Origin of the sequence: Pseudomonas sp. WS 5079 (genome assembly GCF_012985465.1) — a bacterium.
Classification (GTDB): domain Bacteria; phylum Pseudomonadota; class Gammaproteobacteria; order Pseudomonadales; family Pseudomonadaceae; genus Aquipseudomonas.
The window spans coordinates 303,914-328,333 of sequence record NZ_JAAQWN010000007.1 but is presented as its reverse complement, the minus strand read 5'-3'; the positions used below and the strand labels follow the sequence as shown (position 1 = coordinate 328,333).

22 protein-coding genes are annotated in these 24,420 nt (G+C 61.4%); 11 read left to right on the top strand and 11 right to left on the bottom strand.

From position 1 onward, the window contains the following. Positions 1 to 102 precede the first annotated feature (102 nt). Positions 103 to 927: a shikimate dehydrogenase gene (gene aroE / locus HBO05_RS20315; protein ID WP_169954081.1), complete on the bottom strand. Its 825-nt coding sequence runs from the start codon at positions 925 to 927 to the stop codon at positions 103 to 105. After that, a complete protein-coding gene (gene hemF / locus HBO05_RS20310; protein WP_170042002.1) occupies positions 927 to 1,859 on the bottom strand; it encodes an oxygen-dependent coproporphyrinogen oxidase in 933 nt (310 codons plus the stop codon). The genes aroE and hemF overlap by 1 nt, the downstream gene beginning before the upstream one ends. Before the next feature lie 160 nt (positions 1,860 to 2,019). Between hemF and HBO05_RS20305 the strand changes: the two genes are divergently transcribed. Next, on the top strand, positions 2,020 to 2,997 hold the full coding sequence (locus tag HBO05_RS20305; protein WP_172313851.1) for an NADPH:quinone reductase: 978 nt from the start codon (positions 2,020 to 2,022) through the stop codon (positions 2,995 to 2,997). Positions 2,998 to 3,119: 122 nt separating this feature from the next. Here HBO05_RS20305 and HBO05_RS20300 read toward each other — a convergent pair whose 3' ends face one another. Both HBO05_RS20300 and dprA read right to left on the bottom strand, forming a co-directional pair. Beyond that, positions 3,120 to 3,677 carry an L-threonylcarbamoyladenylate synthase gene (locus tag HBO05_RS20300; RefSeq protein WP_169954078.1) on the bottom strand — a complete coding sequence of 186 codons (558 nt, stop codon included), beginning with the start codon at positions 3,675 to 3,677 and terminating at the stop codon, positions 3,120 to 3,122. Between the two features lie 54 nt (positions 3,678 to 3,731). Beyond that, the gene (gene dprA / locus HBO05_RS20295; RefSeq protein WP_169954077.1) at positions 3,732 to 4,826 is read right to left on the bottom strand and encodes a DNA-processing protein DprA; all 1,095 of its coding nucleotides are present in this window, start codon (positions 4,824 to 4,826) and stop codon (positions 3,732 to 3,734) included. A 265-nt stretch (positions 4,827 to 5,091) separates the two neighbouring features. On the opposite strand from dprA, the gene def reads away from it, so the two are divergent. From def to HBO05_RS20270, 5 genes are read left to right on the top strand one after another with little or no spacing between them, the layout of a single operon-like run. Further along, positions 5,092 to 5,598 (top strand): peptide deformylase, encoded by a 507-nt coding sequence (gene def, locus HBO05_RS20290; protein ID WP_029290229.1) that lies wholly within the window; start codon positions 5,092 to 5,094, stop codon positions 5,596 to 5,598. A 57-nt stretch (positions 5,599 to 5,655) separates the two neighbouring features. Continuing rightward, positions 5,656 to 6,606: a methionyl-tRNA formyltransferase gene (gene fmt, locus HBO05_RS20285; protein WP_172313849.1), complete on the top strand. Its 951-nt coding sequence runs from the start codon at positions 5,656 to 5,658 to the stop codon at positions 6,604 to 6,606. Beyond that, positions 6,606 to 7,916 carry a 16S rRNA (cytosine(967)-C(5))-methyltransferase RsmB gene (rsmB, locus tag HBO05_RS20280; protein ID WP_172313847.1) on the top strand — a complete coding sequence of 437 codons (1,311 nt, stop codon included), beginning with the start codon at positions 6,606 to 6,608 and terminating at the stop codon, positions 7,914 to 7,916. The genes fmt and rsmB overlap by 1 nt, the downstream gene beginning before the upstream one ends. 23 nt (positions 7,917 to 7,939) lie before the next feature. Beyond that, positions 7,940 to 9,313 carry a Trk system potassium transporter TrkA gene (trkA, locus tag HBO05_RS20275; RefSeq protein WP_057957876.1) on the top strand — a complete coding sequence of 458 codons (1,374 nt, stop codon included), beginning with the start codon at positions 7,940 to 7,942 and terminating at the stop codon, positions 9,311 to 9,313. A gap of 18 nt (positions 9,314 to 9,331) precedes the next feature. Beyond that, complete coding sequence (locus tag HBO05_RS20270) at positions 9,332 to 9,643, top strand: tetratricopeptide repeat protein (protein ID WP_170057464.1); 312 nt, start codon at positions 9,332 to 9,334, stop codon at positions 9,641 to 9,643. Between the two features lie 128 nt (positions 9,644 to 9,771). Here HBO05_RS20270 and HBO05_RS20265 read toward each other — a convergent pair whose 3' ends face one another. Together HBO05_RS20265 and tag are read right to left on the bottom strand one after the other, a co-directional pair. Beyond that, entirely contained in the window at positions 9,772 to 10,659 is an 888-nt protein-coding gene (locus tag HBO05_RS20265; RefSeq protein ID WP_169954073.1) for a lysophospholipid acyltransferase, read from the bottom strand. 40 nt (positions 10,660 to 10,699) lie between these two features. Continuing rightward, positions 10,700 to 11,257: a DNA-3-methyladenine glycosylase I gene (gene tag / locus HBO05_RS20260; protein ID WP_169954072.1), complete on the bottom strand. Its 558-nt coding sequence runs from the start codon at positions 11,255 to 11,257 to the stop codon at positions 10,700 to 10,702. Positions 11,258 to 11,338: 81 nt separating this feature from the next. Here tag and glyQ point away from each other — a divergent pair, with 81 nt between their 5' ends. The 4 genes from glyQ (at position 11,339) to HBO05_RS20240 (ending at position 15,735) form a co-directional block, all read left to right on the top strand. Next, positions 11,339 to 12,292, top strand: a complete 954-nt coding sequence (gene glyQ / locus HBO05_RS20255; protein ID WP_003213601.1) for a glycine--tRNA ligase subunit alpha — start codon at positions 11,339 to 11,341, stop codon at positions 12,290 to 12,292. Next, entirely contained in the window at positions 12,289 to 14,343 is a 2,055-nt protein-coding gene (glyS, locus tag HBO05_RS20250; RefSeq protein ID WP_170042006.1) for a glycine--tRNA ligase subunit beta, read from the top strand. Before glyQ ends, glyS begins: the two co-directional genes overlap by 4 nt. Continuing rightward, positions 14,343 to 14,882 (top strand): D-glycero-beta-D-manno-heptose 1,7-bisphosphate 7-phosphatase, encoded by a 540-nt coding sequence (gene gmhB / locus HBO05_RS20245; RefSeq protein ID WP_169954151.1) that lies wholly within the window; start codon positions 14,343 to 14,345, stop codon positions 14,880 to 14,882. Before glyS ends, gmhB begins: the two co-directional genes overlap by 1 nt. An 82-nt stretch (positions 14,883 to 14,964) precedes the next feature. Continuing rightward, positions 14,965 to 15,735, top strand: a complete 771-nt coding sequence (locus tag HBO05_RS20240; RefSeq protein WP_169954070.1) for a lysophospholipid acyltransferase family protein — start codon at positions 14,965 to 14,967, stop codon at positions 15,733 to 15,735. 170 nt (positions 15,736 to 15,905) lie between these two features. Here the strand turns inward: HBO05_RS20240 and HBO05_RS20235 are convergent, their stop codons facing one another. From HBO05_RS20235 to HBO05_RS20225, 3 genes are all read right to left on the bottom strand, one after another. Continuing rightward, positions 15,906 to 18,209, bottom strand: a complete 2,304-nt coding sequence (locus HBO05_RS20235) for a CHASE2 domain-containing protein (protein WP_172313845.1) — start codon at positions 18,207 to 18,209, stop codon at positions 15,906 to 15,908. 18 nt (positions 18,210 to 18,227) lie between these two features. Further along, the gene (locus HBO05_RS20230) at positions 18,228 to 19,217 is read right to left on the bottom strand and encodes a FecR domain-containing protein (RefSeq protein WP_172313843.1); all 990 of its coding nucleotides are present in this window, start codon (positions 19,215 to 19,217) and stop codon (positions 18,228 to 18,230) included. 369 nt (positions 19,218 to 19,586) lie between these two features. After that, on the bottom strand, positions 19,587 to 19,859 hold the full coding sequence (locus HBO05_RS20225; RefSeq protein WP_170042009.1) for a hypothetical protein: 273 nt from the start codon (positions 19,857 to 19,859) through the stop codon (positions 19,587 to 19,589). Positions 19,860 to 20,058: 199 nt separating this feature from the next. Here HBO05_RS20225 and HBO05_RS20220 point away from each other — a divergent pair, with 199 nt between their 5' ends. Continuing rightward, positions 20,059 to 20,778 carry a response regulator transcription factor gene (locus HBO05_RS20220; RefSeq protein WP_032857163.1) on the top strand — a complete coding sequence of 240 codons (720 nt, stop codon included), beginning with the start codon at positions 20,059 to 20,061 and terminating at the stop codon, positions 20,776 to 20,778. Between the two features lie 99 nt (positions 20,779 to 20,877). Here the strand turns inward: HBO05_RS20220 and gyrB are convergent, their stop codons facing one another. After that, positions 20,878 to 23,295, bottom strand: a complete 2,418-nt coding sequence (gyrB, locus tag HBO05_RS20215; RefSeq protein ID WP_032857164.1) for a DNA topoisomerase (ATP-hydrolyzing) subunit B — start codon at positions 23,293 to 23,295, stop codon at positions 20,878 to 20,880. Positions 23,296 to 23,299: 4 nt separating this feature from the next. Further along, entirely contained in the window at positions 23,300 to 24,403 is a 1,104-nt protein-coding gene (recF, locus tag HBO05_RS20210; protein ID WP_029290195.1) for a DNA replication/repair protein RecF, read from the bottom strand. Between the last annotated feature and the right edge of the window lie 17 nt (positions 24,404 to 24,420).

Below are 24,420 nucleotides of genomic sequence, written 5' to 3'. Positions count from 1 at the left end.
GGTCAAAACCTGTAGGAGCTGGCTTGCCTGCGATCGCGGTGTATCAGTGGCGCATCCGGCGCTGACCCACCGCTATCGCAGGCAAGCTCCTACAGTTGATCTTCAGTGGCCTGCCAACTGCCGACGTAACTCGGCCAGCACCGGCGCCGAATCCGGCCGTACACCGCGCCACAGGTAGAAGGCTTCCGCCGCCTGCTCCACCAGCATGCCCAAGCCATCCATCGCCACCGCCGCAGCGTGTTCAGTGGCCCAGCGGCAGAAGGCGGTCGGCTCCTTGGCGTACATCATGTCGTAGCAAAAGGTCTTGCCCGGTTCGATCAGGCTGCTGGCAATCGGCGGTACATCGCCTGACAGGCTCGCGGAGGTGGCGTTGATGATCAGGTCCACCGGTTCACTCAGCCAGTCGAAACCGCTGGCGGAGACCGGCCCCAGGTCATCGAACAGTTCGGCCAGCCGCTCGGCCTTTTCCACGGTGCGGTTGGCGATGATCAGCGAGGCGGGCTGTTGCGCCAGCAGTGGCTCCAGTGCACCGCGCACTGCGCCGCCGGCACCGAGCAGCAGGATGCGCTTGCCGGCCAGGCTCAGGCCGGCGTTGACGGTCAAGTCGCGCACCAGGCCGGCGCCATCGGTGTTATCACCCAGCAGGCTGCCATCGGCCAGCTTGCTCAGGGTGTTCACCGCGCCTGCGCGTTGCGCGCGCTCGGTCAGGGCATCGGCCAGGCGGTAGGCCTCTTCCTTGAAGGGAACGGTGACGTTGGCACCGCGCCCATGCAGGAAAAATTCCTGAGCACAGCCGGTGAAATCCTCGAGCGGCGCCAGCAGGGTGCTGTAGTCCAGCGCCTGGCCGGTCTGCTCGGCAAACAGGCGATGGATCAGCGGCGATTTGCTGTGGCCGATGGGGTTGCCGAACACCACATAACGATCCATCAGCTGGCCACCTGGGGCGCAGCAAGGCCGAGCCAGTCACGGTCTTGCAGGAAGTAGTCGGTCAGGCGCGCTTCTTCGCTGCCGGCAGCGGCCTTCCAGTCATAGCTCCAGCGCACTTGCGGGGGCAACGACATCAGGATCGACTCGGTACGCCCGCCCGATTGCAGGCCAAACAGCGTGCCACGGTCATAAACCAGGTTGAATTCCACGTAGCGCCCACGGCGAAACTCCTGGAACTGGCGTTGCTGCTCGGTATAAGCCATTGCCTGGCGGCGCTGGACGATCGGCAGGTAAGCGTCGATGTAGGCGTCGCCAATCGCTCGGATAAAGGCGAAGCAGGTGTCGAAGTCCCACTCGTTCAAATCATCGAAGAACAGGCCGCCAATACCCCGGGGCTCGTTGCGATGCTTGATATGGAAGTAGCTATCGCACCAGGCCTTGTAGCGCGGGTAAACGTCCGCGCCAAAGGGCGCGCAGGCCTGCTCGGCCACGCGGTGCCAGTGGATGCAGTCTTCTTCGTTGGCGTAGTAGGGCGTCAGGTCGAAGCCGCCACCGAACCACCACACCGGCTCTTCACCGTCTTTCTCGGCGATGAAAAATCGCACGTTGGCGTGGGACGTTGGCACATGGGGGTTATGCGGGTGGATCACCAGCGACACGCCGAGGGCTTCAAAACCACGACCGGCGAGCTCCGGGCGGTGGGCACTGGCGGACGGTGGGAGGCCGCTGCCGAAGACGTGGGAAAAGTTGACGCCGCCTTTCTCGATCACGGTCCCGTTCTCGATCACCCGCGTGCGGCCACCACCACCGGCTGGGCGGGTCCAGGCGTCTTCGATAAAGCGCGTATGCGCCTCGAAGGTTTCCAGGGCACTGCAAATGCGGTCTTGCAGGTCGAGCAGGTAGGCTTTTACAGCCTCGGTGCGGGTAGTCATGGCATCACCTTGAATCGGGCAAAGCTACGCGAGGCCATTGGGCGTCGGCGGCAAAGGGGCGCACAGGATACCACCGCGCCGGGCACTGCCACAGTTGACGAAGGTCAAGCATAGGAGTCCGATAGGAGCCTTTCGCGAAACAGACTTGAGGACAGAACAGATGGCCAAACGTATCCAGTTCAGCACCCATGGCGGCCCCGAAGTACTTGAGTATGTGGACTACACACCCGTGGAGCCCGGCCCACAGCAGGTTCGGGTGCGGAACAAGGCCATTGGCCTGAACTTCATCGACACCTATTACCGCAGCGGTCTGTATGCACCGCCAGCCTTGCCCTCGGGCCTGGGCGCGGAGGGCGCTGGCGTGGTGGATGCGGTGGGCAGCGCAGTCACTCAATTCAAGGTCGGCGACCGCGTGGCCTACGGCAGCGGCCCGCTGGGTGCCTACAGCGAACTGCATGTGTCGCCAGCGGCCAACCTGGTGCACCTGCCGGACGCGATCAGCTTCGAACAAGCGGCTGGCGCCATGCTCAAGGGCCTGACCGTGCAGTACCTGCTGCGCCAGACCTATGAGTTGCAAGGCGGTGAAACCATCCTGTTCCACGCCGCTGCAGGTGGCGTCGGTTCCCTGGCCTGCCAATGGGCCAAGGCCCTGGGCGTGAAGCTGATCGGTACGGTCAGTTCGCCGGAAAAAGCCGCCCTGGCCAAATCCCTCGGCGCCTGGGAAACCATCGACTACAGCCAGGAAAATGTCCCACAGCGGGTGCTGGAACTGACCGACGGCAAAAAATGCCCGGTGGTGTACGACGGCGTCGGCAAGGACACCTGGCTCGCCTCGCTGGACAGCGTGGCGCCACGTGGCCTGCTGGTGAGTTTCGGCAATGCCTCGGGCGCGGTGGACGGGGTGAACCTGGGGATTCTGGCGGCGAAAGGCTCGCTGTACGTGACCCGGCCGACGCTGGCGACCTACGCCAACAATCCGCAGAACCTACAGGCCATGGCCGATGACCTGTTTGGCATGATCGCAAGCGGCAAGGTGCGCATTGATATCAACCAGCGCTTTTCGTTGGCGGATGCGGCGAAGGCGCAGGTGGAGTTGTCGGGGCGGCGGACGACGGGGTCGACCATTCTGTTGCCTTGAGATCTCGGTGGTTTGGCAGACCGCTATCGCGGGCAAGCCCGCTCCCACATTCGAGCGCATTCCCATGCTGGAAATCGGTCGAATGTGGGAGCGAGCTTGCTCGCGATAGCCACGCCTGGGTCTCAGGACGGGCGCCGAACCTCGCCCGTCGCCAGGTCCCGAATCAAACTCGGGTTCTTGCGCCCACCCAGGCTACCGCCCAGCACCAAATCCACCTGCCCACGGAAATACTGCTCCACCCGGATCCGCGTGCGCGCTGCCGGCCGGCCTTGTGGGTTGGCCGAGGTGGAAATCAACGGGCCCACCAATGCACACAAATCCCGCACCAGCGGATGATCACTGACTCGCAACGCCACGGTGTCGTGCTTGCCGGTAATCCACTCAGGCAGCAGGTCCTGATGGGGTACCAGCCAGGTATTGGGTCCCGGCCAGGTACTGGCCATGCGGTCGATCCAGGTGTCCGGGAAGTCTTCGAACAGAAAATCGAACTGCCGGATATTGTCGGCGACCAGGATCAAGCCCTTGTCCACCGAGCGGCCCTTGATCGCCAGCAAGCGCTCCACCGCCTCCTCGTTCCATGGGTCGCAGCCCAGGCCCCACACCGCCTCGGTCGGATAGGCAATCACCGCGCCTGCGCGAATTTCTCGTGCGGCTTCTTGCACACGCCACCTGTTGACCATTACTCACTCTCCGGACTAAAGCTCTGCGCAGTTTACCGATCTTCGTTACAAAACCTAACTGCGCGCGAGCCAGCGGCCACTTTCGCAGATCACCCGGCCCTCCAGCTCCAGTTCGGTGAGGCTCGCCAACACCTGGGACAGGCTCTGCCCGCTGGCGATGGCCAGGCCTTCGCTGGTGTGGGGCGCGGCGTGCAGCAACGCCAGCAGCGGATGGGTCACCGGCACCGGCGCGGGCCGCGACAACGCCTGCCAGCCGCGCAGCCCCTCAAGGATGTGCTCGATGGTCTCCACCAGCACCGCCCCCTCACGGATCAGTTGGTGACAACCCCTGGCCCCCGGGTGATGAATCGACCCCGGTATGGCGTACACCTCGCGGCCCTGCTCGGCCGCCAGCCGCGCGGTGATCAGCGAACCGCTGGCCACGCTGGCTTCCACCACCAGCACGCCCAGGGACAGGCCACTGATAATGCGGTTGCGTCGCGGGAAGTTGCCGGCCTGGGGCCCGGCGTCCAGCGGGAACTCGGAAACCACCGCGCTGCCCTGGGCAATCATCGCCTCGGCGAGCCGGCGGTGGCGCTGTGGATAAAAATTTTCCAGGCCGGTGCCCAACACCCCGATTGTCTGCCCCCCGACATCTAATGCCGCCTGGTGCGCCGCCCCATCGATGCCCAGGGCCAGGCCGCTGGTGATCACAAAACCGGCGCCCGCCAGGCTGCGGGAAAAGGCCGCCGCCGTATCCATTCCGGGTCGGGAAGCACGGCGGCTGCCGACCATGGCCAACTGCGGTTTTTCCAGGATGGCGGGATTGCCGGCGACGAATAACAAGGGTGGCGCATCGCCCAACTCGGCCAGCAGGGCCGGGTAGTCGGGCTGGTCCCACATCAGCAAATGTTGGGCCGGATGCTCAAGCCAAGCCAATGCGACGCTGGCGCCATCACGCACCTGCACGCTGCGCCGGGCTTCGGCGCAGGCGGCCGGCAACCCCAGGGAGCGCCAGGCACTGGCCGGTGCGCCGATGGCTTTCGAGGCGCAACCAAAGGCCTCGATCAACGTCTTGAAACGCCTGGGCCCCAGCTCCGGCATGCGGTGCAAACGCAGGCGGGCTTCGAGCTCGGCAGGGGAAATATCTGCAGTAGGGATTGCTGACATATGATCATCCTTGATCAGGAACAAGCTGTGGATAACTCTGTTGGTAACTTATTTAGCAGGCTAATTATTGCAACTGGTTATTGCCGCCCAACCTGGCGCCCCGTTTTGAAGACGAGTAGCGATTTCCTCATGGGGGCAATCTCCTTTATTATGTCGGTTCGCGTGAAATGCCTTGGCCTTCGCGGCCTGCGAGCGTTTCACACCGGCCGTGCGGGGTGTCCCGAGGCCGATTTGCCTTTACCTCACATGTGCAGCAATTACGCTTATGGCTATTTTGAACATCCTCGAATTCCCGGACTCGCGCCTGCGCACTATCGCCAAACCGGTGGCCGTAGTGGACGACAAGGTTCGTCAGCTGGTCGATGACATGTTTGAAACAATGTATGAAGCCCCGGGCATCGGCCTCGCCGCCACCCAGGTCAACGTGCACCTGCGCGTGGTGGTCATGGACCTGTCCGAAGACCGCAGCGAACCGATGGTGTACATCAACCCGGAATTCGAGCCGCTGACCGACGAGATGGGCGAATACCAGGAAGGCTGCCTGTCGGTGCCGGAGTTCTACGAGAACGTCGAACGCCCGCTGCGCGTCAAGATCAAGGCCCTGGACCGCGACGGCAAGCCATTCGAGCTGATTGCCGAAGGCCTGCTGGCGGTGTGCATCCAGCACGAGTGCGACCACCTCAACGGCAAGCTGTTTGTCGATTACCTGTCCACGCTCAAACGCGACCGGATCAAGAAGAAACTGGAAAAGAAGCATCGCCAGCAAGCTTGATTCCCTTCTTTCAAAGGCTTGCTCCGGCAAGCCTTTTTCTTTTGTGAGACGTTTCCCATGACCGAGCCACTGCGCATCGTTTTTGCCGGCACCCCTGAATTTGCCGCCGAACACCTCAAGGCCCTGCTTGCCAGCCCTTATGAAATCGTCGCGGTGTACACCCAGCCGGATCGCCCGGCCGGCCGTGGGCAAAAACTGATGCCCAGCCCGGTCAAGCAACTGGCGCTGGAAAACGGAATCGTCGTGCTGCAACCGCCGACCCTGCGCAATGCCGAGGCCCAGGCTGAACTGGCAGCACTGCAGCCGGACCTGCTGGTGGTGGTGGCCTACGGCCTGATCCTCCCCCAAGCAGTGCTGGATATCCCGCGCCTGGGTTGTATCAACAGCCACGCCTCGCTGCTACCGCGCTGGCGCGGTGCGGCGCCGATCCAGCGCGCGGTGCAAGCCGGTGACGCACAAAGCGGCGTGACCGTGATGCGCATGGAAGCTGGCCTGGACACCGGGCCGATGCTGCTCAAGGTCACCACGCCCATCACCGCCCAAGACACCGGCGGCAGCCTGCACGACCGCCTGGCCGAGATGGGCCCGCCAGCGGTGGTCGAGGCGATTGCCGGCCTCGCGGCTGGCACCTTGCACGGTGAAGCGCAGGACGACAGCCTCGCCACCTACGCCCACAAGCTGAACAAGGACGAAGCGCGCATCGACTGGAGCCGCCCGGCCGTGGAACTGGAGCGCCTGGTACGTGCCTTCAACCCGTGGCCGATCTGCCACAGCACCCTCAATGGCGAAGCCTTGAAAGTCCTCGCCGCCACCCTGGCCGACGGCAGCGGCGCACCCGGTGAAATCATCGGCGCCAGCAAGGAAGGCCTGCTGGTGGCCTGCGGCGAACAGGCACTGTGTCTGACTCGTCTGCAATTGCCCGGCGGCAAGGCGCTGAACTTCAGCGACTTGTTCAACAGCCGTCGTGAGAAATTTGCCCCCGGCATCATCCTCGGAGTGGACGCTTGATGAACCCGCGTTTGGCCGCCGCCAAGGCCCTGGCCGCCGTGCTCAATGGCAAGGCTTCCCTGAACAGCTCGTTGCCGGTGCAACTGGATAAAGTCGAAGACCGCGATCGCGGCTTCACCCAGGACCTGGCCTTTGGCACCGCCCGCTGGCAGCCGCGTCTGTCGGCGCTGGCGGCCAAGCTGCTGCAAAAGCCGTTCAAGGCCGTCGATTCCGACGTCGAGGCGCTGCTGCTGGTGGGCCTCTACCAGTTGCTCTACAGCCGCGTGCCGGCCCACGCCGCCATCGGCGAAACCGTGGGGTGCGCCGACAAGCTGAAAAAGCCCTGGGCCAAGGCCTTGCTCAACGCCGTGCTGCGCCGTGCCCAGCGCGAAAGCGAGGGGTTGCTGGCCGAGCTCGAACACGACCCGGTAGTGCGCACCGCGCACCCGCGCTGGCTGCAAAAATCCCTCAAGGCATTCTGGCCAGAGCAGTGGGAAGCCATCTGCGCCGCCAACAATGCCCACCCGCCGATGATTCTGCGGGTCAATCGCCGCCATCACAGCCGCGATGCCTATCTCCAACTACTGGCAGAGGCCGGCATCAATGCCAGCGCCTGCGTGTACAGCCAGGACGGCATCGTGCTGGAGACCGCAGGTGATGTGCGCAGCCTGCCAGGCTTTGCCGAAGGCTGGATCAGCGTGCAGGACGAAGCCGCGCAACTGGCCGCCGACCTGCTCGACCTGGCACCGGGCCAGCGGGTGCTGGACGCCTGCTGCGCCCCAGGCGGCAAGACCTGCCACATCATGGAAGTGCAGCCGGGCCTGGCCGGCGTCGTCGCCGTCGACCTGGAAGCCAAGCGCCTGGTGCGCGTGCGCGAAAACCTCGCGCGCCTGGGCCTGGACGCCGAGCTGATTGCCGCCGATGGGCGCGACACCGCCGCCTGGTGGGATGGCAAGCCGTTCCAGCGCATCCTGCTGGACGCACCCTGTTCCGCCACCGGTGTGATCCGCCGTCACCCGGATATCAAGCTCACCCGCCAACCCGACGACATCGCCGCCCTGGCTGTGCTGCAAGGCGAGTTGCTGGACGCGCTGTGGCCGACGCTGGAAGTCGGTGGCATCCTGCTCTACGCCACCTGCTCGACCTTGCCGACCGAAAACACCGACGTGATCGAAGCCTTCCTCGCCCGCACCAGCGGCGCGCGGGAGTTGGACATTGCCACTACCGCCGGCATCAAGCAGCCCCACGGCCGCCAGTTGCTGGCGCAGGAAGGCGGGCACGATGGCTTCTATTACGCCAAGCTGATCAAGATTGCCGCGGCACGCGGTTGAATGGTTTTTAAGGGAGTGACCGGATGAAGATCATCATCCTTGGCGCAGGGCAGGTCGGCGGTACGCTGGCCGAGCATTTGGCCAGTGAAGCCAACGACATTACCGTGGTCGACACCGACGCCGAACGCCTGCGCGGTCTGGGCGATCGCCTGGATATCCGTACGGTCCAGGGCCGTGCCTCGTTCCCCACCGTGCTGCGCCAGGCCGGCGCCGACGATGCCGACATGCTGGTGGCGGTGACCAACAGTGACGAGACCAATATGGTCGCCTGCCAGGTCGCCCACACCCTGTTCCACACCCCGACCAAGATCGCCCGGGTGCGTGAAGCGGCCTACCTGACCCGCGCCGGCCTGTTCGACAACGACGCGATTCCGGTGGACGTGCTGATCAGCCCCGAGCAAGTGGTTACCCACTACATCAAGCGCCTGATCGAAATCCCCGGCGCGCTGCAGGTAATCGACTTCGCCGAAGGCAAGGCGCAACTGGTGGCGGTCAAGGCCTACTACGGCGGGCCGCTGGTGGGCCAGCAACTGCGCCAGCTGCGCGAACATATGCCGAATGTGGAAACCCGCGTGGCCGCGATTTTCCGTCGCGACCGGCCGATCCTGCCCCAGGGCGACACGGTGATCGAAGCCGACGACGAAGTCTTCTTCATCGCCGCCAAGGCCAATATTCGTGCCGTGATGAGCGAAATGCGCCGGCTCGACGAGAGCTACAAGCGCATCGTCATCGCCGGCGGCGGGCAGATCGGCGAGCGCCTGGCCGAGGCCATCGAAAGCCGCTACCAGGTGAAGATCATCGAGATGAACGCCGCGCGCTGCCGCTACTTGTCCGATACCCTCGACAGCACCGTGGTGCTGCAAGGCAGCGCTTCGGATCGCGACCTGCTGATGGAAGAGAACATCGCTGACGCCGATATCTTCCTGGCCCTGACCAACGACGACGAGGCCAATATCATGTCGTCGCTGCTGGCCAAGCGGCTGGGGGCGAAGAAGGTGATGACCATCATCAACAACCCGGCCTATGTGGACCTGATCCAGGGTGGCGACATCGACATTGCCATCAGCCCGCAATTGGCCACCATCGGTACCCTGCTGGCCCACGTGCGGCGCGGCGATATCGTCAGCGTGCACTCATTGCGCCGGGGGGCGGCGGAAGCCATCGAGGCGATCGCCCACGGTGACTCCAAGTCGAGCAAGGTGATCGGCCGGGCGATCCGTGATATCGGCTTGCCACCGGGCACCACCATTGGCGCGATCATCCGCGATGAAGAAGTGATCATCGCCCATGACGATACGGTGATCGCCACGGGCGACCATGTGATCCTGTTCCTGGTGGATAAAAAACATATCCGCGATGTGGAGAAGTTGTTCCACGTGGGGTTGAGCTTTTTCTGATCTGACGGAGAGACCGACATGCTCGAATCCCTGGAAAAAATGCTCGCCAAGGGTGTGGATAACTCGCTGCTGCGCTTTGGCTTGGGCAAGGGTTACCTGGATTTGAAGGACAACGCCAAGGCAGCCGAGCATTTAGGCAAGTGCGTCGGGTTTGACCCGAAGTATTCGGCGGCGTGGAAGCTGCTGGGCAAGGCACACGCTGCGCTCGGCGATAAAGACGCGGCACGCCAGGCATGGGAGAAGGGTATCGAAGCGGCCCAGGCCCATGGCGACAAGCAGGCCGAGAAAGAGATGACGGTGTTCCTGAAAAAACTCGATCGCCAAGCCTGAGGCACCCCCTGTGGGAGCTGGCTTGCCTGCGATGCAGGCGACTCGGTCTCTCAGTGACACCGAGGCGATGCTATCGCAGGCAAGCCAGCTCCTACATTTGATCTTTGTTGCTTGCAGAGCCGGGTGTATCAGTACCAACGCGCCTCGCCCGGCGGGCGTTTCTTGAAGCGCTTCATGCTCCACATGTACTGGCTCGGGTAGGCGCCGACATAACGCTCCACCACCTTGCTCATCGCCGCGCAGGACGTGGCCGTGTCGGTGCTGTACATGTCTTCTGGCGCCGCTTCCAGGATCACTTTGTAACCCGAGCCGTCCGGCAGCCGCAGGGCATGCAGGAACACGCCCACCGCCTTATGGCCGGCGAGCATATTCGGCACGAACTTGCTGGTCAGCGCCTGGGTGGCGAAGAACGGTACGAAGATCCCGGCCGATTCTGCCGGCTCCGGGTCAGCGGGAATCCCCACCTGGCCGCCCTTGCGCACTTCCTTGATGACGCTGAGGATGCCTTCTTTGGTCGACGCCGCCACCCGGTTGCCCAACTGCACGCGTTGCTTGCGCAGCAGGTCATCCACCGCCTTGAGCTTGGGCGGGCGATAAAAAATGATCGGTTTGCACTGGCTGCAATAGAAGTGGTTCAACACTTCCCAGTTGCCCAGGTGGCTGGTGATGCCGACCACGCCTTTGCCAGAGGCCAGGGCTTGCTGCAGCACTTCCAGGCCTTCGACTTCACGTACCAGGTCGATAGAACGCTGGGCCGGCCAGATCCAGGCGCACGCGCTCTCGGTCAGGGACTTGCCGATGTCCATCAGGCTCTGGCCGACCAGGCGCTCGCGCTCGGCCGGGTCCATGTCCGGGAAACACTTGGATAGGTTGATCCGCACCGTGTCGCGGGAGCGGTTGGGGGTCTTCCACATGATCCAGCCAATCGCCGAACCCACGGCTTGCACGGCGCGCCAGGGCAGCAGGGCAAACAATCGCAGAGCGCCTACCAGCAAGACGCCTTTTAACTTTTCCACAGGTCACTCCTGATCGTGTGTGGTGCGCAAAGCGGCCATTCTACCCGGCGTTGACCAAGTCCGCGTAACGGTCACAGTCCTGGGTGTGGTCCATGACCATCCCTGAGGCCTGCATGAACGCGTAGCAGATGGTCGGCCCGACGAACGTGAAGCCGGCTTTCTTGAGGGCTTTGCTCATGGCTTCGGCCTCTGGCGTAATCGCCGGGACCTGGCTGCGATCCTTGAAGTGATTGACCTTGGGCACACCACCGACAAACGACCAGAGCAACCCCACCGGGTCCTCCAGCGCCAGCCAGGCCGCGGCATTGCGCCGGGTGGCATTGAGTTTCAAGCGGTTGCGCACAATGCCTGGGTCGAGCATCAACTGCTCGATCTGGGCATCGCTCAACTGCGCCAGGCGCTTTGGATCAAAACCGAACAAGACCTTTCGATAATGCTCGCGTTTGCGTAAAACGGTGATCCAGGACAGGCCCGCCTGGAACCCTTCGAGCAAAAGCAACTCGAACAAACCCTGCGCATCGCGCAGCGGCGTTCCCCACTCTTGATCGTGATAAGCCATGTACAGCGGATCTTCAGAACACCAAAAGCAGCGTGGCATAAGGCTCCAGGGAGTGGTGGCGGGGCCGAATCGGGTATACTCCCGCCCTTTAAATCGCAGCCCAAGTAACAGGTGAATTTTGTGAGCCAGCCTACGCCAGCCGTGCGTACCTTCCAAGACTTGATCCTCGCCCTCCAGCAATACTGGGCCGAGCAAGGTTGTGTGGTACTTCAGCCCTACGATATGGAAGTAGGCGCCGGCACTTTCCACACCGCAACATTCCTGCGGGCCATCGGCCCGGAAACCTGGAACGCCGCTTATGTGCAGCCCAGTCGTCGCCCGACTGACGGCCGCTACGGCGAAAACCCCAACCGCCTGCAGCACTACTATCAGTTCCAGGTGGTCCTCAAGCCCAACCCGGACAACTTCCAGGAGCTGTACCTGGGTTCGCTGAAACATGTCGGCCTGGACCCACTGGTCCACGACATCCGTTTCGTCGAAGACAACTGGGAATCGCCAACCCTCGGCGCCTGGGGCCTGGGCTGGGAAGTCTGGCTCAACGGCATGGAAGTCACGCAGTTCACCTACTTCCAGCAGGCGGGCGGCATCGAGTGCTACCCGGTGACCGGCGAAATCACCTACGGCCTGGAACGCCTGGCCATGTACCTGCAGGGCGTGGACTCGGTCTACGACCTGGTGTGGGCTGACGGCCCGTTCGGCAAAGTGACGTATGGCGATGTGTTCCACCAGAACGAAGTGGAACAGTCGACCTACAACTTCGAACACGCCAACGTCGAGAAGCTGTTCGAACTGTTCGACTTCTACGAAAGCGAAGCCAAGCGCCTGATCGAACTGGATCAACCGCTGCCGTTGCCAAGCTACGAAATGGTCCTGAAGGCATCCCACACCTTCAACCTGCTGGACGCCCGCCGTGCCATCTCGGTAACCGCGCGCCAGCAATACATCCTGCGTGTCCGCACCCTGGCGCGTTCCGTTGCGCAAGCCTACCTGCTGGCTCGCGCCAAGCTGGGCTTCCCGATGGCGACCCCGGATCTGCGTGATGAAGTGTTGGCTAAGCTGGAGGCTGCACAATGAGTGCTCAAGATTTCCTGGTTGAACTGGGTACCGAAGAGCTGCCACCCAAGGCCCTCAACACCCTGGCCGATGCATTTTTGGCCGGCATCGAGAAAGGCCTGCAGACTGCCGGCCTGAAGTTTGAAGCCAAGAAGGTCTACGCCGCGCCACGTCGCCTGGCAGTATTGCTGACCGCGCTGGAAACCCAGCAGCCGGACCGCAACATCAACCTCGACGGCCCGCCACGCCAGGCCGCCTTTGATGCTGAAGGCAACCCGACCCAGGCTGCCCTTGGTTTTGCCAAGAAGTGCGGCGTCGAGCTGAGCGAGATCGACCAGAGCGGCCCGAAACTGCGTTTCAGCCAAGTCATCAAGGGCAAGCCGACCGCCAGCCTGTTGCCGACTATCGTTGAAGATTCTCTCAATGACCTGCCGATCCCCAAGCGCATGCGCTGGGGTGCACGCAAGGAAGAGTTCGTACGTCCGACCCAATGGTTGGTGATGCTGCTCGGTGACGAAGTCATCGATTGCACCATCCTCGCCCAGAAGGCCGGTCGTGAGTCCCGTGGTCACCGCTTCCACCATCCTGAAGCCGTGCGCATCACCTCGCCGGCCAACTACGCCACTGACCTGCGTGCCGCCTACGTGCTGGCCGACGCCAACGAGCGTCGCGAGCTGATCAGCAAGCGCACCGAAGAGCTGGCCCGTTTGCAGGAAGGCACTGCCATCGTGCCGCCAAGCCTGCTCGACGAAGTAACTGCGCTGGTCGAGTGGCCGGTGCCACTGGTGTGCTCGTTCGAAGAGCGTTTCCTCGATGTGCCGCAAGAAGCCCTGATCACCACCATGCAGGACAACCAGAAGTATTTCTGCCTGCTGGATGTGGACGGCAAGTTGCTGCCGCGCTTTATCACCGTGGCCAACATCGAAAGCAAGGACCCGCAGCAGATCATCGCCGGTAACGAAAAAGTCGTACGCCCGCGCCTGACCGACGCCGAGTTCTTCTTCAAGCAAGACAAGAAGCAGAAGCTCGAAGACTTCAACCTGCGCCTGCAGAACGTGGTGTTCCAGGAGAAGCTGGGCAGCGTCTACGACAAGGCTGTGCGGGTTTCCAAGCTGGCGGCCTACATCGCCCCACGCATTGGCGGCGACGCTGCCTTGGCCGCACGCGCGGGCCTGCTGTGCAAATGCGACCTGGCCACCGAGATGGTCGGCGAGTTCCCGGAAATGCAAGGCGTGGCCGGTTACTACTACGCGCTCAATGACGGCGAGCCTGAAGACGTCGCCCTGGCCTTGAACGAGCAGTACATGCCGCGTGGCGCTGGCGCCGAGCTGCCAACCACCCTGACCGGTGCGGCCGTGGCCATCGCCGACAAGCTGGATACCCTGGTCGGTATCTTTGGCATCGGCATGTTGCCGACCGGCAGCAAAGACCCATATGCCCTGCGCCGTGCCGCCCTGGGCGTGCTGCGCATCCTGATCGACAAAAAGCTCGACCTCGACCTGACCCAGGCCGTGGTATTTGCCGTCGGCCAGTTTGGTGGCAAGGTCAAGCAAGCCGGCCTGGCCGAGCAAGTGCTGGAGTTCGTGTTCGACCGCCTGCGTGCGCGCTACGAAGACGAAGGCGTGGACGTTTCCGTCTACCTGTCGGTACGTGCCCTGCAACCGGGTTCGGCACTGGACTTCGACCAGCGTGTGCAAGCCGTACAAGCGTTCCGCAAGCTGCCGGAAGCGGACGCCCTGGCCGCCGTGAACAAGCGCGTGTCGAACCTGCTGAGCAAGGCCGAAGGCCTGGGCAATGCCGATGTCGACCCTGGCCTGTTTGCCGATGCCAAGGAGTTCTCGCTGAACTCGGCCATCGCCAAGGCAGAAAACGCAGTGAAGCCGCTGATCGCCGAGCGCAACTACGCCGAAGCCCTGGCGCGCCTGGCCACCTTGCGTGAGCCGGTGGATGCGTTCTTCGAGGCGGTGATGATCAATGCCGAAGATGCTGGCGTGCGGAAAAACCGCTACGCCATGCTGGCGCGCCTGCGCGGCTTGTTCGTCAACATCGCTGACATCTCGACGCTGAGCTGATCATGTTGAAACTGCTGATTCTCGATCGGGACGGGGTGATCAATTACGACTCCGACGCTTACATCAAGTCGGTGGAGGAGTGGATCCCGCTGCCCGGCTCGGTCGAGGCCATCGCGCAGTTGAGCAAGGCCGGCTGGACGGTAGCCATCGCTACCAACCAGTCCGGCATCGCCCGCGGCTACTACGACATCGCCACCCTGGACGCCATGCACGCGCGCCTGCGCGCATTGGTGGCCGAGCAGGGCGGTGAGGTGGGGCTGGTGGTGTACTGCCCCCACGGGCCGGATGAGGGTTGCGATTGCCGCAAACCCAAGCCTGGCATGTTGAAAATCATTTCAGAACATTACAAGGTGCCCCTGGCTGGGATATGGTTCGTCGGGGACAGTCTCGGTGACCTGGAGGCCGCCAAAGCCGTCGACTCTCAGCCAGTTTTGGTAAAGACCGGGAAAGGCGAAAAGACCCAGGCGAAAAACCTGCCGGTCGGCACCTTGATTTTTGACGATCTGGCGGCGGTTGCCGCAGAACTTATCAACAACTAGTCGCCCTCGACTTCCTGACCAAGGATTGTTCGGGAGTGCACTTTTAACAGGCGGGCGTTGTCCCGCAACGGTAAATGCTGCCATGTCGATTTTGCAGGCCATCAGAACCTTCTTCTTTTACCTGCTGCTGGGCACCAGTTCGTTTCTCTGGTGCACCCTGAGCTTTTTTATCGCGCCCTTTTTGCCATTCAAGGCGCGCTATCGCTTTATCAACGTCTATTGGTGCCGCTGCGCGTTGTGGCTGACCAAGGTGTTCCTGGGCATTCGTTTCGAGGTCAAGGGTGCCGAGAATGTGCCGGACCAGCCGTGCGTGATCCTGTCGAACCACCAGAGCACCTGGGAGACCTTCTTTCTTTCCGCGTATTTCTCGCCCCTGAGCCAGGTGCTCAAGCGTGAGTTGCTGTTCGTGCCGTTCTTTGGCTGGGCGATGGCCATGCTGCGCCCGATTGCCATCGACCGCGACAACCCCAAGGCCGCGCTCAAGCATGTGGCGAAGAAGGGTGACGAGCTGCTCAAGGATGGGGTGTGGGTACTGATCTTCCCGGAGGGCACTCGCGTACCCTTTGGCACTGTAGGCAAGTTCTCCCGGGGCGGTACGGCATTGGCGGTCAACGCCAACCTGCCAGTACTGCCGATTGCCCACAATGCCGGCAAGTTCTGGCCCAAGGAAGGCTGGGCCAAGCGCAAAGGCACCATCACCGTGGTGATCGGCGAGCCGATGTATGCGCAAGGGGAAGGACCGCGTGCAATTGCCGCGCTCAATGACCGCGCTGCAGCGTGGAATGAGGCGCAGCAACGGGCCATGGGTTCGCTGCCGCCACTGCCGGTTGCAGCGGACCAGGCGGTGATCTGACGTTCTGTGGATAACCTGTGCACGGTTTGTTGGCGAAATGCAGTTTTTCGCTTGTAGGCTTATGATTCTATTACATATTTCTTAAGCTAATAAAACACCGGAAAACGTGCATAAGTTTTTTTGGAGCGTTGAAGACCGGCCCTTGCGGCCGGTTTTTTATGCACAGCCGTTTACTCCTCCCACAACGGCATCTGCAGGCTGAAAACCGTGCCTTGCCCCACCACACTCACACAGTCGATCCGCCCCCCATGGCGGTCCATCACCGCCTTGACCATGGTCAGGCCCAGCCCCAGGCCTTCGCTGCCCTGGGCCGAAGCAAAACGTCGGTATTGGCTGAACAGTTCAGGCAGCTCCTGGGCCGCGATGCCGGGGCCCTGGTCCTGGATATGACAAGCCAGCCATTGGCCGTTGCGTTCGAGGCGCACCGTCACCGTGGTGCCGGCTGGGCTGTACTTGATCGCATTCTCCATCAGGTTGAACAAGGCTCGGGTGAGCAGCGACTGATCCGCGAGGACCATTTGCTCACCAGCCTCGTCCAGGTCGTGGACCAATTGGATATGTTTCAATTGGGCCAGCAGCGCGACCTGGTCAAACGCATCGAGCACCAACATGGCAAACAGGCTGGGCTCAAACTGATAACCGTCGGACTCGGCCTTGGCCAGTTGAACGAACGATTCGGTCAAATTCAATGCGCGTCGCACTTGCTGTTCGATCTGGGTAAAGACCTGCGGAACGTCTGAGGCTTCATGCCGTTGCACATCCAGCAACGCGAGGATTGCCGAGTGGGGCGCCCGCAGATCATGGGAGAGAAACCGCAGCAGGGTTTCACGTTGCTGCTGGGCGTCGCGTTCGATACTCAGGTCAGTCAAGCTCAACAGCCACCCCAACGCCACATCACCGTCGGCCGGTAACAGAGGCGCCAGTTCCAGGCGCAGGCTGCGTTGCTGGGTATCGCGGAACTCGATGATTTCCAGGGCCGATAGCGGCGTATGTACCTGGCCTTGCAAGGGCGGGTAACCCAGTGCCGCCAGTTGCTGCAGCAGGTTCTGGGCAATCAGTTCGTTGCCAAACACATCGCGGGCGATCCGATTGGCCAACAGGATCTCGCCTGTGGGATCGGTAATCAGCGTAGCGACCGGCAAGCACTCCAGGCCATCGGCCATAAAACGCCGGGTGTCGCGGGTACGACTGACCGCTTGCTCCAGGGCCACGATACGGCCCTGCAACACATCACCGTTGCTGACGGCCGCGCGACGGCGTTCCGGCAGCACCTTGGGCTCGCTGTCCAGGCGCGCCAATTCCCAGCCGAAGTAAGCGAGGATTACGCTCAGGCGGCGCCAGTTCCAGATCAGGTAGCCCAGCAGCATGCCGATCAGCGTGGCCGCTGGCGACCACCAGAGCCCCAGGCGCAACAAGCCCCAGGAAGCGAGGAGGGCGCCCGCCATGCAGCCCAGGGTCAGCCACAGCGCATAACGCGGGCGCAACAGCAGCAGGCCCAGCAACAAGGCCACCATCGCGGTGGACAGCAGCGTGGCCAGCCAGCCAGGCAACACGGTAATGCTGCGCCCTTGCAGCAGGCCGTTGAGGATATTGGCCTGGATCTCGACGCCCGGGGTGGTACCGACGCTGGCCGAAAGCGGTGTCACATAGCGATCGCCCATGCCCGGTGCAGTAGCCCCCACCAGAATGATCCGGTCACGCAACAGTTGGGCAGGGACCTCACCGCGCAAGACACTGACATACGGCACGCTGGGAAAGCCGTGATCGGTGGCGATAAATGGGATGCGGATGGCATTGTCACGCTGCCAATCGGTTACTTCAGAAGACGCTGACAGCCCTGGCATATCGGTGTGCTGGCCGGTCAGCTCGAAGGCCAACCAGGCCAGTTGCGGGACCAGTTGCCCCGGCGGCCCCTCACGCAGGTACAGGCTGCGCACAATACCGTCGCTGTCCGCTTCCACGTTGATATGACCCACCCCCCTCGCACAATCGCGCAGTGGCAGCACAGGGAGGATCTGCGCGATGGGTTGCCCCAGGCGCGGCGTGCCTTCGCGAATCAACGGCAGCAGGACATTGCCGGCATTGCACATCGCCTGGGCCAGGCGTTGATCATTGGCCGGCTCGCGCGCCGGTTCGCTGAAGATCACATCGAGCAGGATCCCGGCGGGTTTGGCCGCACTCAACTGGTCAATCAGGTCGGCATGCAGGCGCCGCGACCACGGCCATTGACCGAGTTCCTTGAGGCTCATGTCGTCAATGTTCACCAGCAGGATGCGCGGATCCACCGGCAACGGCGCCATGCGCCGCAGGCTGTCGTACAGCAGGTTATTCAGGGCAAGGCCGGGGCTTAGCGACAGAAAGGCTGTCATCGGCAGCAGAAGCAGACCGATCCACAGCCACTCCCTGACCAGCCCATTGAACAGGCGTTGGGCCTGGGTCGGCTGGCGCTGTTCAGCCCGGCGCCACCACTTCACCGTGCGAGCGCCGCGCTGCTACTGCACACGGGTGGCAGGTGGGTAATAGAAGATGTCATAAACGCCTGCTTCTCCTTCCAGTCCCTGGTCATCAAAGGCCGACACGCGCACGTGATAGAACGAGGCCTTGAGTCCAGTGAAGCTCAAGCGCGGCTCACTGGAGAAGTTTTCCTGCTTGATGTTCATGAAGGTTTTATCGGTAGCTACTTGCGCACGGTAGCGCTGGGCCCCCGGTTGCGGGTGCAGGATCAATGTCCATACCGGCGCATCGCCTTTCTGGCCGTCCTGGCCCATCAGGCGCGGCGCGGGCAAAAGGTCGACTGTCTTCAACTCGCCCTGGGGCTTGAGCAGCACACCTTGTCTAGCGCCGACCTTCAGTTCACCTTCCACCGGGCCCGTCTGCGGCTTTTTCTTCAGCTGTTTGCCTACCGGCTGCGGTTCGGTCCGGCTGGCGGCTACCTGGCCGTTGAGTACTTCGACCACCGATTGCTGATCGTCGTTACGCACACGAAAGTGCGTACCGCGCACGCCCAGTACGCCCACCGGGGTCACGATTTGAAAACGGTCATAGTCACTGGTGCGCTTGAGTACGTAGGCCTCGACCTGGCCTTGTTGCAGGATGACCTGGGGGATCGCCTGTTCTTCCACCAAATGCAAACGCACCTCGGAGCTGGAGGGCAGGACGATGCGTGAGCCATCGCCCAGCAACAGGCTGACAAACGCCGATGGCGAGGTTTTTACGCTTTCCTGCTCATCGATCAGCATGCCTTCTTCCAACACACTGGGGCGCCCCTTGGCGTCCAGCTTCCAGGCTTCACCGGTAAGGTTCTGCACGACTGCCGGCAGCGGCTGTGCCCGGCACATCAGGTTGTCATCAATGTAGGGCGCGCGCACAGGTGCAGGCTTGGCGAGGACTTGTGGGCTGGTGACCACCAGCGCCAGGGCCAGGCTTGAGCCAAACAAAGAGGAAAGGGAATAGCGACGAGGAAAGAGGGTCATGGCGCTCATCAAGGTTCTAGTTCTAAAGGTCCGTCAGACTGCACATTCAGAAAGCGTCTTGCGGCGGCAGGACCTTGAATCTCGCCTACGATACCCGATGACGCATCGAACTCGATAGCCGTAGTGGTAGGGATGAGGCGCCAAGAAAGGTGACACATCCCTGTGTCTGCCGGATCGACGACGTCGAACCGGATGTACATCGAAGAAATACTGTCCCTCACATCCCTCCGACAGCAGCCCATGGCGAACCGCAGACTACAGATGATACGTCCGTGTATCGAGAGCGCTTCCCGCGCACGCCCTCCATGTGTCACTCAGCGAAAGAGAATTTACCTACAAGAGTGGTGCATAGGGGAGTAGTGCAACATTTGTTCAGATTTAGAAGATCCATCGTTGATCCTGGTCCAGCAAGCTTCCGTGTTGAAACGCCTGCGGGGCATCGATTTCCCTGAGTCCTGCGTAACCGAGGCCGTCTACGGATTCGGCGTACACCGTCATTTCGTCAAGTGGGGCAGACTGTGCCGGGCTGCAGGCATCCACCATTTCTGTGCCAAAACCTGTTGCCATCACCAGCATGAACATCTTTCCCCACACTCTGACCTTCTGCACGAGACACACCTGTCCCGACAGCGCATAAAACCTGATTGGCATTGATCCTTTTCCTGAGGGGCTTGAGCCGGTATCTTTCCAGCTGGGTACGCGATGTTTAACGGCCTTAGGGCTATCTGATATCAGCGTACCGAGAGATTCAGGGAGCTTGAGAAACTGGCCACAATTGTTCAGATTCAACGGTGAACCATTACGCTCTCTTCAACCGCTGCAACATTCTTCAAGAAGAAAGGACCCTGCCATGCGTGTCGCGATACTGGATGACGAACCTGCCGAATTGCGGCGGGTGGAACAGACACTGCGACAAATCCCAAGTGCCTCGGAGCAGCCATGGACGCTGCATTGCTTCGAACGTGGCGAAGACTTGCTGCGCCAACTGCGCCGAGAAACCTTCGACTTGCTGGTGCTCGATTGGCAGTTGCCGGACCTGAGCGGCATCGCGATCCTGCGCTGGACCCGTGAGCACATGGAGGCGCCACCGCCCGTGATTATGCTGACCAGCCGCGATGCCGAGAGCGATATCGTCCAGGCCCTGAACAGCGGTGCCGATGACTACGTCAGCAAACCGTTTCGCCCCAACGAACTGAAGGCACGGGTGAGTGCCGTCCTGCGTCGTCACGGCCTGCAGAAATCTGCTGCCACCGAAGTGCTGGTTTTCAACGACCTGACCTTCGACGATGCCGAACTGACCGTCAGCCGCGCGGGTGACCCAATCAACCTGACCGAAAGGGAATACCGCCTGGCACGCTGCCTGTTCGCCAACCTGGCCCGGCCGCTGTCACGGGAATATCTCTATGAACGGTTCTGGACCCATGAAGAAATGGTGTCTTCGCGCCCGCTGGATACCCACATTTATCGGCTACGAAACAAGCTTGGGCTGACGCCGGAGCGGGGTTGGCAGCTGCTGACGATCTATGGGTACGGCTATCGGTTGGAGAGCGTGACCGCAGCGACGGCGTAGCCGATGTTCCACGTGGAGCATTTAAAAAGGGCTCCAAAATCTGGGCAATAAAAAAGGCCAACGTTAAACGTTGGCCTTTTTTGTTTGGCAATAGCGTTATCAGAAGTCCAGGTTGGACACTGCCAAGGCATTGCTCTCGATGAAGTCACGACGTGGCTCGACCGCATCACCCATCAGGGTGTTGAAGATCTGGTCCGCGCCAATGGCGTCTTCGATGGTCACACGCAGCATACGGCGCTGGGCTGGGTCCATGGTGGTTTCCCACAGCTGGTCCGGGTTCATTTCGCCCAGACCTTTGTATCGCTGGATGGTGTGACGCTTGGTGCTTTCTGCCATCAACCAGTCCAGGGCTTCCTTGAACTCCTTGACCTGCTTTTTGCGTTCGCCGCGCTGAATATAAGCGCCGTCGTCCAGCAGGGTGCTCAGTTGCGCGCCCAGGGTTACTACGGTCTTGTAGTCGTTACTGCCGAAGAAGTCGCGGTTGAAGGTGACGTAGTTCGACAGGCCGTGGGAGATCAGTTCGACCTCTGGCAGCCAGACGTTACGTTCACGGTCTTCACGCAGGCTGGCTTTGTACACCAGGCCAGACTTCTCGACGGTGCGCAGGCGCACTTCGTACTGGGCCAGCCAATCCTGCATCGCTGCGTGATCGCCCAACTGCTCCAGGCTGACGGCCGGCAGGTAGATGAAGTGCTCGGTCAGCTCCTGAGGGTACAGGCGCGACAAACGCTTGAGGGTCTTCATCACCATGCGGAAGTCGTTTACCAGACGCTCCAGCGCCTCACCGGAGATGCCCGGGGCTTCGTCGTTCAAGTGCAGGCTGGCATCTTCCAGGGCCGACTGCGTCATGTACTCTTCCATGGCGTCGTCGTCTTTGATGTATTGCTCTTGCTTGCCCTTTTTCACTTTGTACAACGGCGGCTGGGCGATGTAGATGTAGCCACGCTCGATCAGCTCCGGCAACTGACGGAAGAAGAAGGTCAGCAGCAGGGTACGGATGTGCGAACCGTCGACGTCAGCATCGGTCATGATGATGATGTTGTGGTAGCGCAACTTGTCGATGTTGTACTCGTCGCGACCAATGCCACAGCCCAGGGCGGTGATCAAGGTGCCGACTTCCTGGGAGGAAATCATCTTGTCGAAACGGGCCTTCTCGACGTTGAGGATCTTACCCTTCAACGGCAGGATCGCCTGGGTGCGACGGTTACGACCCTGCTTGGCGGAACCGCCAGCAGAGTCACCTTCCACTAGGTACAGTTCGGAGAGGGCAGGGTCCTTCTCCTGGCAGTCCGCCAGTTTGCCCGGCAGGCCAGCGATATCCAGCGCGCCTTTACGACGGGTCATTTCACGGGCTTTACGCGCCGCTTCACGGGCCCGTGCCGCGTCGATCATCTTGCCGACGACCAGCTTGGCTTCGTTGGGGTTTTCCAGCAGGAAGTCGGAGAAGTACTTGCCCATTTCCTGTTCGACAGCCGTCTTCACTTCAGAAGAAACCAGCTTGTCTTTGGTCTGGGAACTGAACTTCGGATCCGGGACCTTGACCGAAATAATCGCGGTCAGGCCTTCGCGGGCATCGTCACCAGTAGTGGCGACTTTATGCTTCTTCGCCAGGCCTTCGGCTTCGATGTAGGTGTTCAGGTTACGCGTCAGTGCGGAACGGAAACCCACCAGGTGAGTACCGCCATCGCGCTGTGGAATGTTGTTGGTGAAGCACAACAGGTTCTCGTTGAAGCTGTCGTTCCACTGCAAGGCGATTTCCACGCCGATGCCGTCTTCACGCTGGATGTTGAAGTGGAACACCTGGTTGACCGCAGTCTTGTTGGTGTTCAGGTATTCAACGAATGCACGCAGGCCGCCTTCGTACTTGAACAGCTCTTCCTTGCCGCTGCGCTCGTCCTTGAGGACGATACCCACACCGGAGTTGAGGAAGGACAGCTCACGAATCCGCTTGGCCAGGATGTCCCAGCTGAAGTGGATATTCTTGAAGGTGTCAGCCGAAGGCTTGAAGTGAATCTGGGTGCCTGTGGTTTCGCTGTCGCCAACGATCGCCATAGGTGCTTGAGGCACGCCGTGGACGTAGGTCTGTTCCCAGATCTTGCCGCTGCGGCGCACAGTCAGAATCAGTTCTTCCGACAGGGCGTTTACCACCGACACACCTACACCGTGCAAACCGCCGGATACTTTATAGGAGTTGTCGTCGAACTTACCGCCGGCGTGGAGCACGGTCATGATGACCTCTGCCGCCGATACGCCTTCTTCTTTATGCACATCTACCGGAATGCCGCGACCGTTGTCGCGTACGGTGATGGATTCATCCGGGTGGATGATGATGCTGATGTCGTCGCAATGGCCGGCGAGCGCTTCGTCGATGGAGTTGTCGACCACCTCGAACACCATGTGGTGCAGACCGCTACCATCATCGGTGTCGCCAATGTACATACCGGGACGTTTGCGTACGGCATCCAAACCTTTCAGCACTTTAATGCTGGTCGAGTCGTACGTGTTTTCTTCGCTCATGCCTTCACTCCCGATGGTCGTGGGTCTGGGTGATACGGCCTTGTTCCACGTGGAACAAAGCGACTGGCGTTTCCGTCTGCCAGCCTTCCCTCAATAATTCGTGGTCTACACAGGTAATAAATACCTGGCAGCGTAAGTCTTCCAACAAGCGGCATAGCGCGCGGCGGTGTTGCTCGTCCAATTCGGACGGCAAGTCATCCACCAGATAAATACACTGCCCGCGCCGGGCCTGGCTAACCAAGTGCCCCTGGGCGATACGCAACGCGCAGACCACCAACTTCTGCTGGCCACGGGACAAGATATCCGCGGCGTTATGTGCACCTAATCTAAGGCGCAAATCAGCGCGTTGCGGCCCTGCCTGGGTGTGGCCAATTTGCTGATCCCGTTGCAAAGAGGTGGCGAGTACTGCACTCAAGTCACGCTCTTTGTCCCAACCACGGTAGTAGCTCAGCGTCAGTCCCTCGAGTTCCAGCAACTCACTCAAGGTCTGTTCAAAGACTGGTTTCAAGGCTTTGATGTAAGTGCGGCGGTATTCATCTATTTCGTCGCTGGCCAGGCACAGTTCACGGTCCCAGGCCGCTTGCGAAGCGGCGTCAAGTGTACCATGCCGCAGCCATGAGTTCCGCTGCCGCAGGGCCTTCTGCAGGCGCTGCCACGTGGCCATGAACCTCGGTTCCACGTGGAACACTCCCCAATCGAGGAACTGCCGGCGAATTTTTGGTGCCCCCTCCAGTAAACGGAAGCTGTCAGGGTTGATCAATTGCAGGGGCAGGATTTCCGCCAACTGCGCTGCACTGCGCGCATTCTGCCCATCGATACGGATCTGGAACTCTCCCTGCCGATCACGAGATATCCCCAGGCTGCTGTGCCCGCCTTGCGCCAGTTCGACTTGGCCAAAAACGGTGCACGCCAATTGCTCGTATTGAATCACCGGTAACAGGCGGGCGCTGCGAAAGGAACGAGCCAGGCCCAGCAAGTGAATGGCTTCCAGCACGCTGGTTTTGCCACTGCCGTTGGCGCCATGGAGGATATTGATGCGGGGGGAGGGGGAGAAGGTCACCGGGTGCAGATTGCGCACCGCGGTGACCGAGACGCGACTGAGGGACATCTAGCTTCTGCTGAGCA

What these genes read in the sequence shown, in the direction of transcription:
- def (WP_029290229.1), top strand. Translation starts at nt 5,092, where the DNA reads ATGGCTATTTTGAACATCCTCGAATTCCCGGACTCGCGCCTGCGCACT.
- aroE (WP_169954081.1), bottom strand. Translation starts at nt 927, where the DNA reads ATGGATCGTTATGTGGTGTTCGGCAACCCCATCGGCCACAGCAAATCG.
- trkA (WP_057957876.1), top strand. Translation starts at nt 7,940, where the DNA reads ATGAAGATCATCATCCTTGGCGCAGGGCAGGTCGGCGGTACGCTGGCC.
- HBO05_RS20300 (WP_169954078.1), bottom strand. Translation starts at nt 3,677, where the DNA reads ATGGTCAACAGGTGGCGTGTGCAAGAAGCCGCACGAGAAATTCGCGCA.
- recF (WP_029290195.1), bottom strand. Translation starts at nt 24,403, where the DNA reads ATGTCCCTCAGTCGCGTCTCGGTCACCGCGGTGCGCAATCTGCACCCG.
- HBO05_RS20220 (WP_032857163.1), top strand. Translation starts at nt 20,059, where the DNA reads ATGCGTGTCGCGATACTGGATGACGAACCTGCCGAATTGCGGCGGGTG.
- tag (WP_169954072.1), bottom strand. Translation starts at nt 11,257, where the DNA reads ATGCCACGCTGCTTTTGGTGTTCTGAAGATCCGCTGTACATGGCTTAT.
- HBO05_RS20270 (WP_170057464.1), top strand. Translation starts at nt 9,332, where the DNA reads ATGCTCGAATCCCTGGAAAAAATGCTCGCCAAGGGTGTGGATAACTCG.
- HBO05_RS20240 (WP_169954070.1), top strand. Translation starts at nt 14,965, where the DNA reads ATGTCGATTTTGCAGGCCATCAGAACCTTCTTCTTTTACCTGCTGCTG.
- HBO05_RS20225 (WP_170042009.1), bottom strand. Translation starts at nt 19,859, where the DNA reads ATGCCAATCAGGTTTTATGCGCTGTCGGGACAGGTGTGTCTCGTGCAG.
- HBO05_RS20305 (WP_172313851.1), top strand. Translation starts at nt 2,020, where the DNA reads ATGGCCAAACGTATCCAGTTCAGCACCCATGGCGGCCCCGAAGTACTT.
- rsmB (WP_172313847.1), top strand. Translation starts at nt 6,606, where the DNA reads ATGAACCCGCGTTTGGCCGCCGCCAAGGCCCTGGCCGCCGTGCTCAAT.
- HBO05_RS20230 (WP_172313843.1), bottom strand. Translation starts at nt 19,217, where the DNA reads ATGAGCGCCATGACCCTCTTTCCTCGTCGCTATTCCCTTTCCTCTTTG.
- hemF (WP_170042002.1), bottom strand. Translation starts at nt 1,859, where the DNA reads ATGACTACCCGCACCGAGGCTGTAAAAGCCTACCTGCTCGACCTGCAA.
- gyrB (WP_032857164.1), bottom strand. Translation starts at nt 23,295, where the DNA reads ATGAGCGAAGAAAACACGTACGACTCGACCAGCATTAAAGTGCTGAAA.
- glyS (WP_170042006.1), top strand. Translation starts at nt 12,289, where the DNA reads ATGAGTGCTCAAGATTTCCTGGTTGAACTGGGTACCGAAGAGCTGCCA.
- dprA (WP_169954077.1), bottom strand. Translation starts at nt 4,826, where the DNA reads ATGTCAGCAATCCCTACTGCAGATATTTCCCCTGCCGAGCTCGAAGCC.
- fmt (WP_172313849.1), top strand. Translation starts at nt 5,656, where the DNA reads ATGACCGAGCCACTGCGCATCGTTTTTGCCGGCACCCCTGAATTTGCC.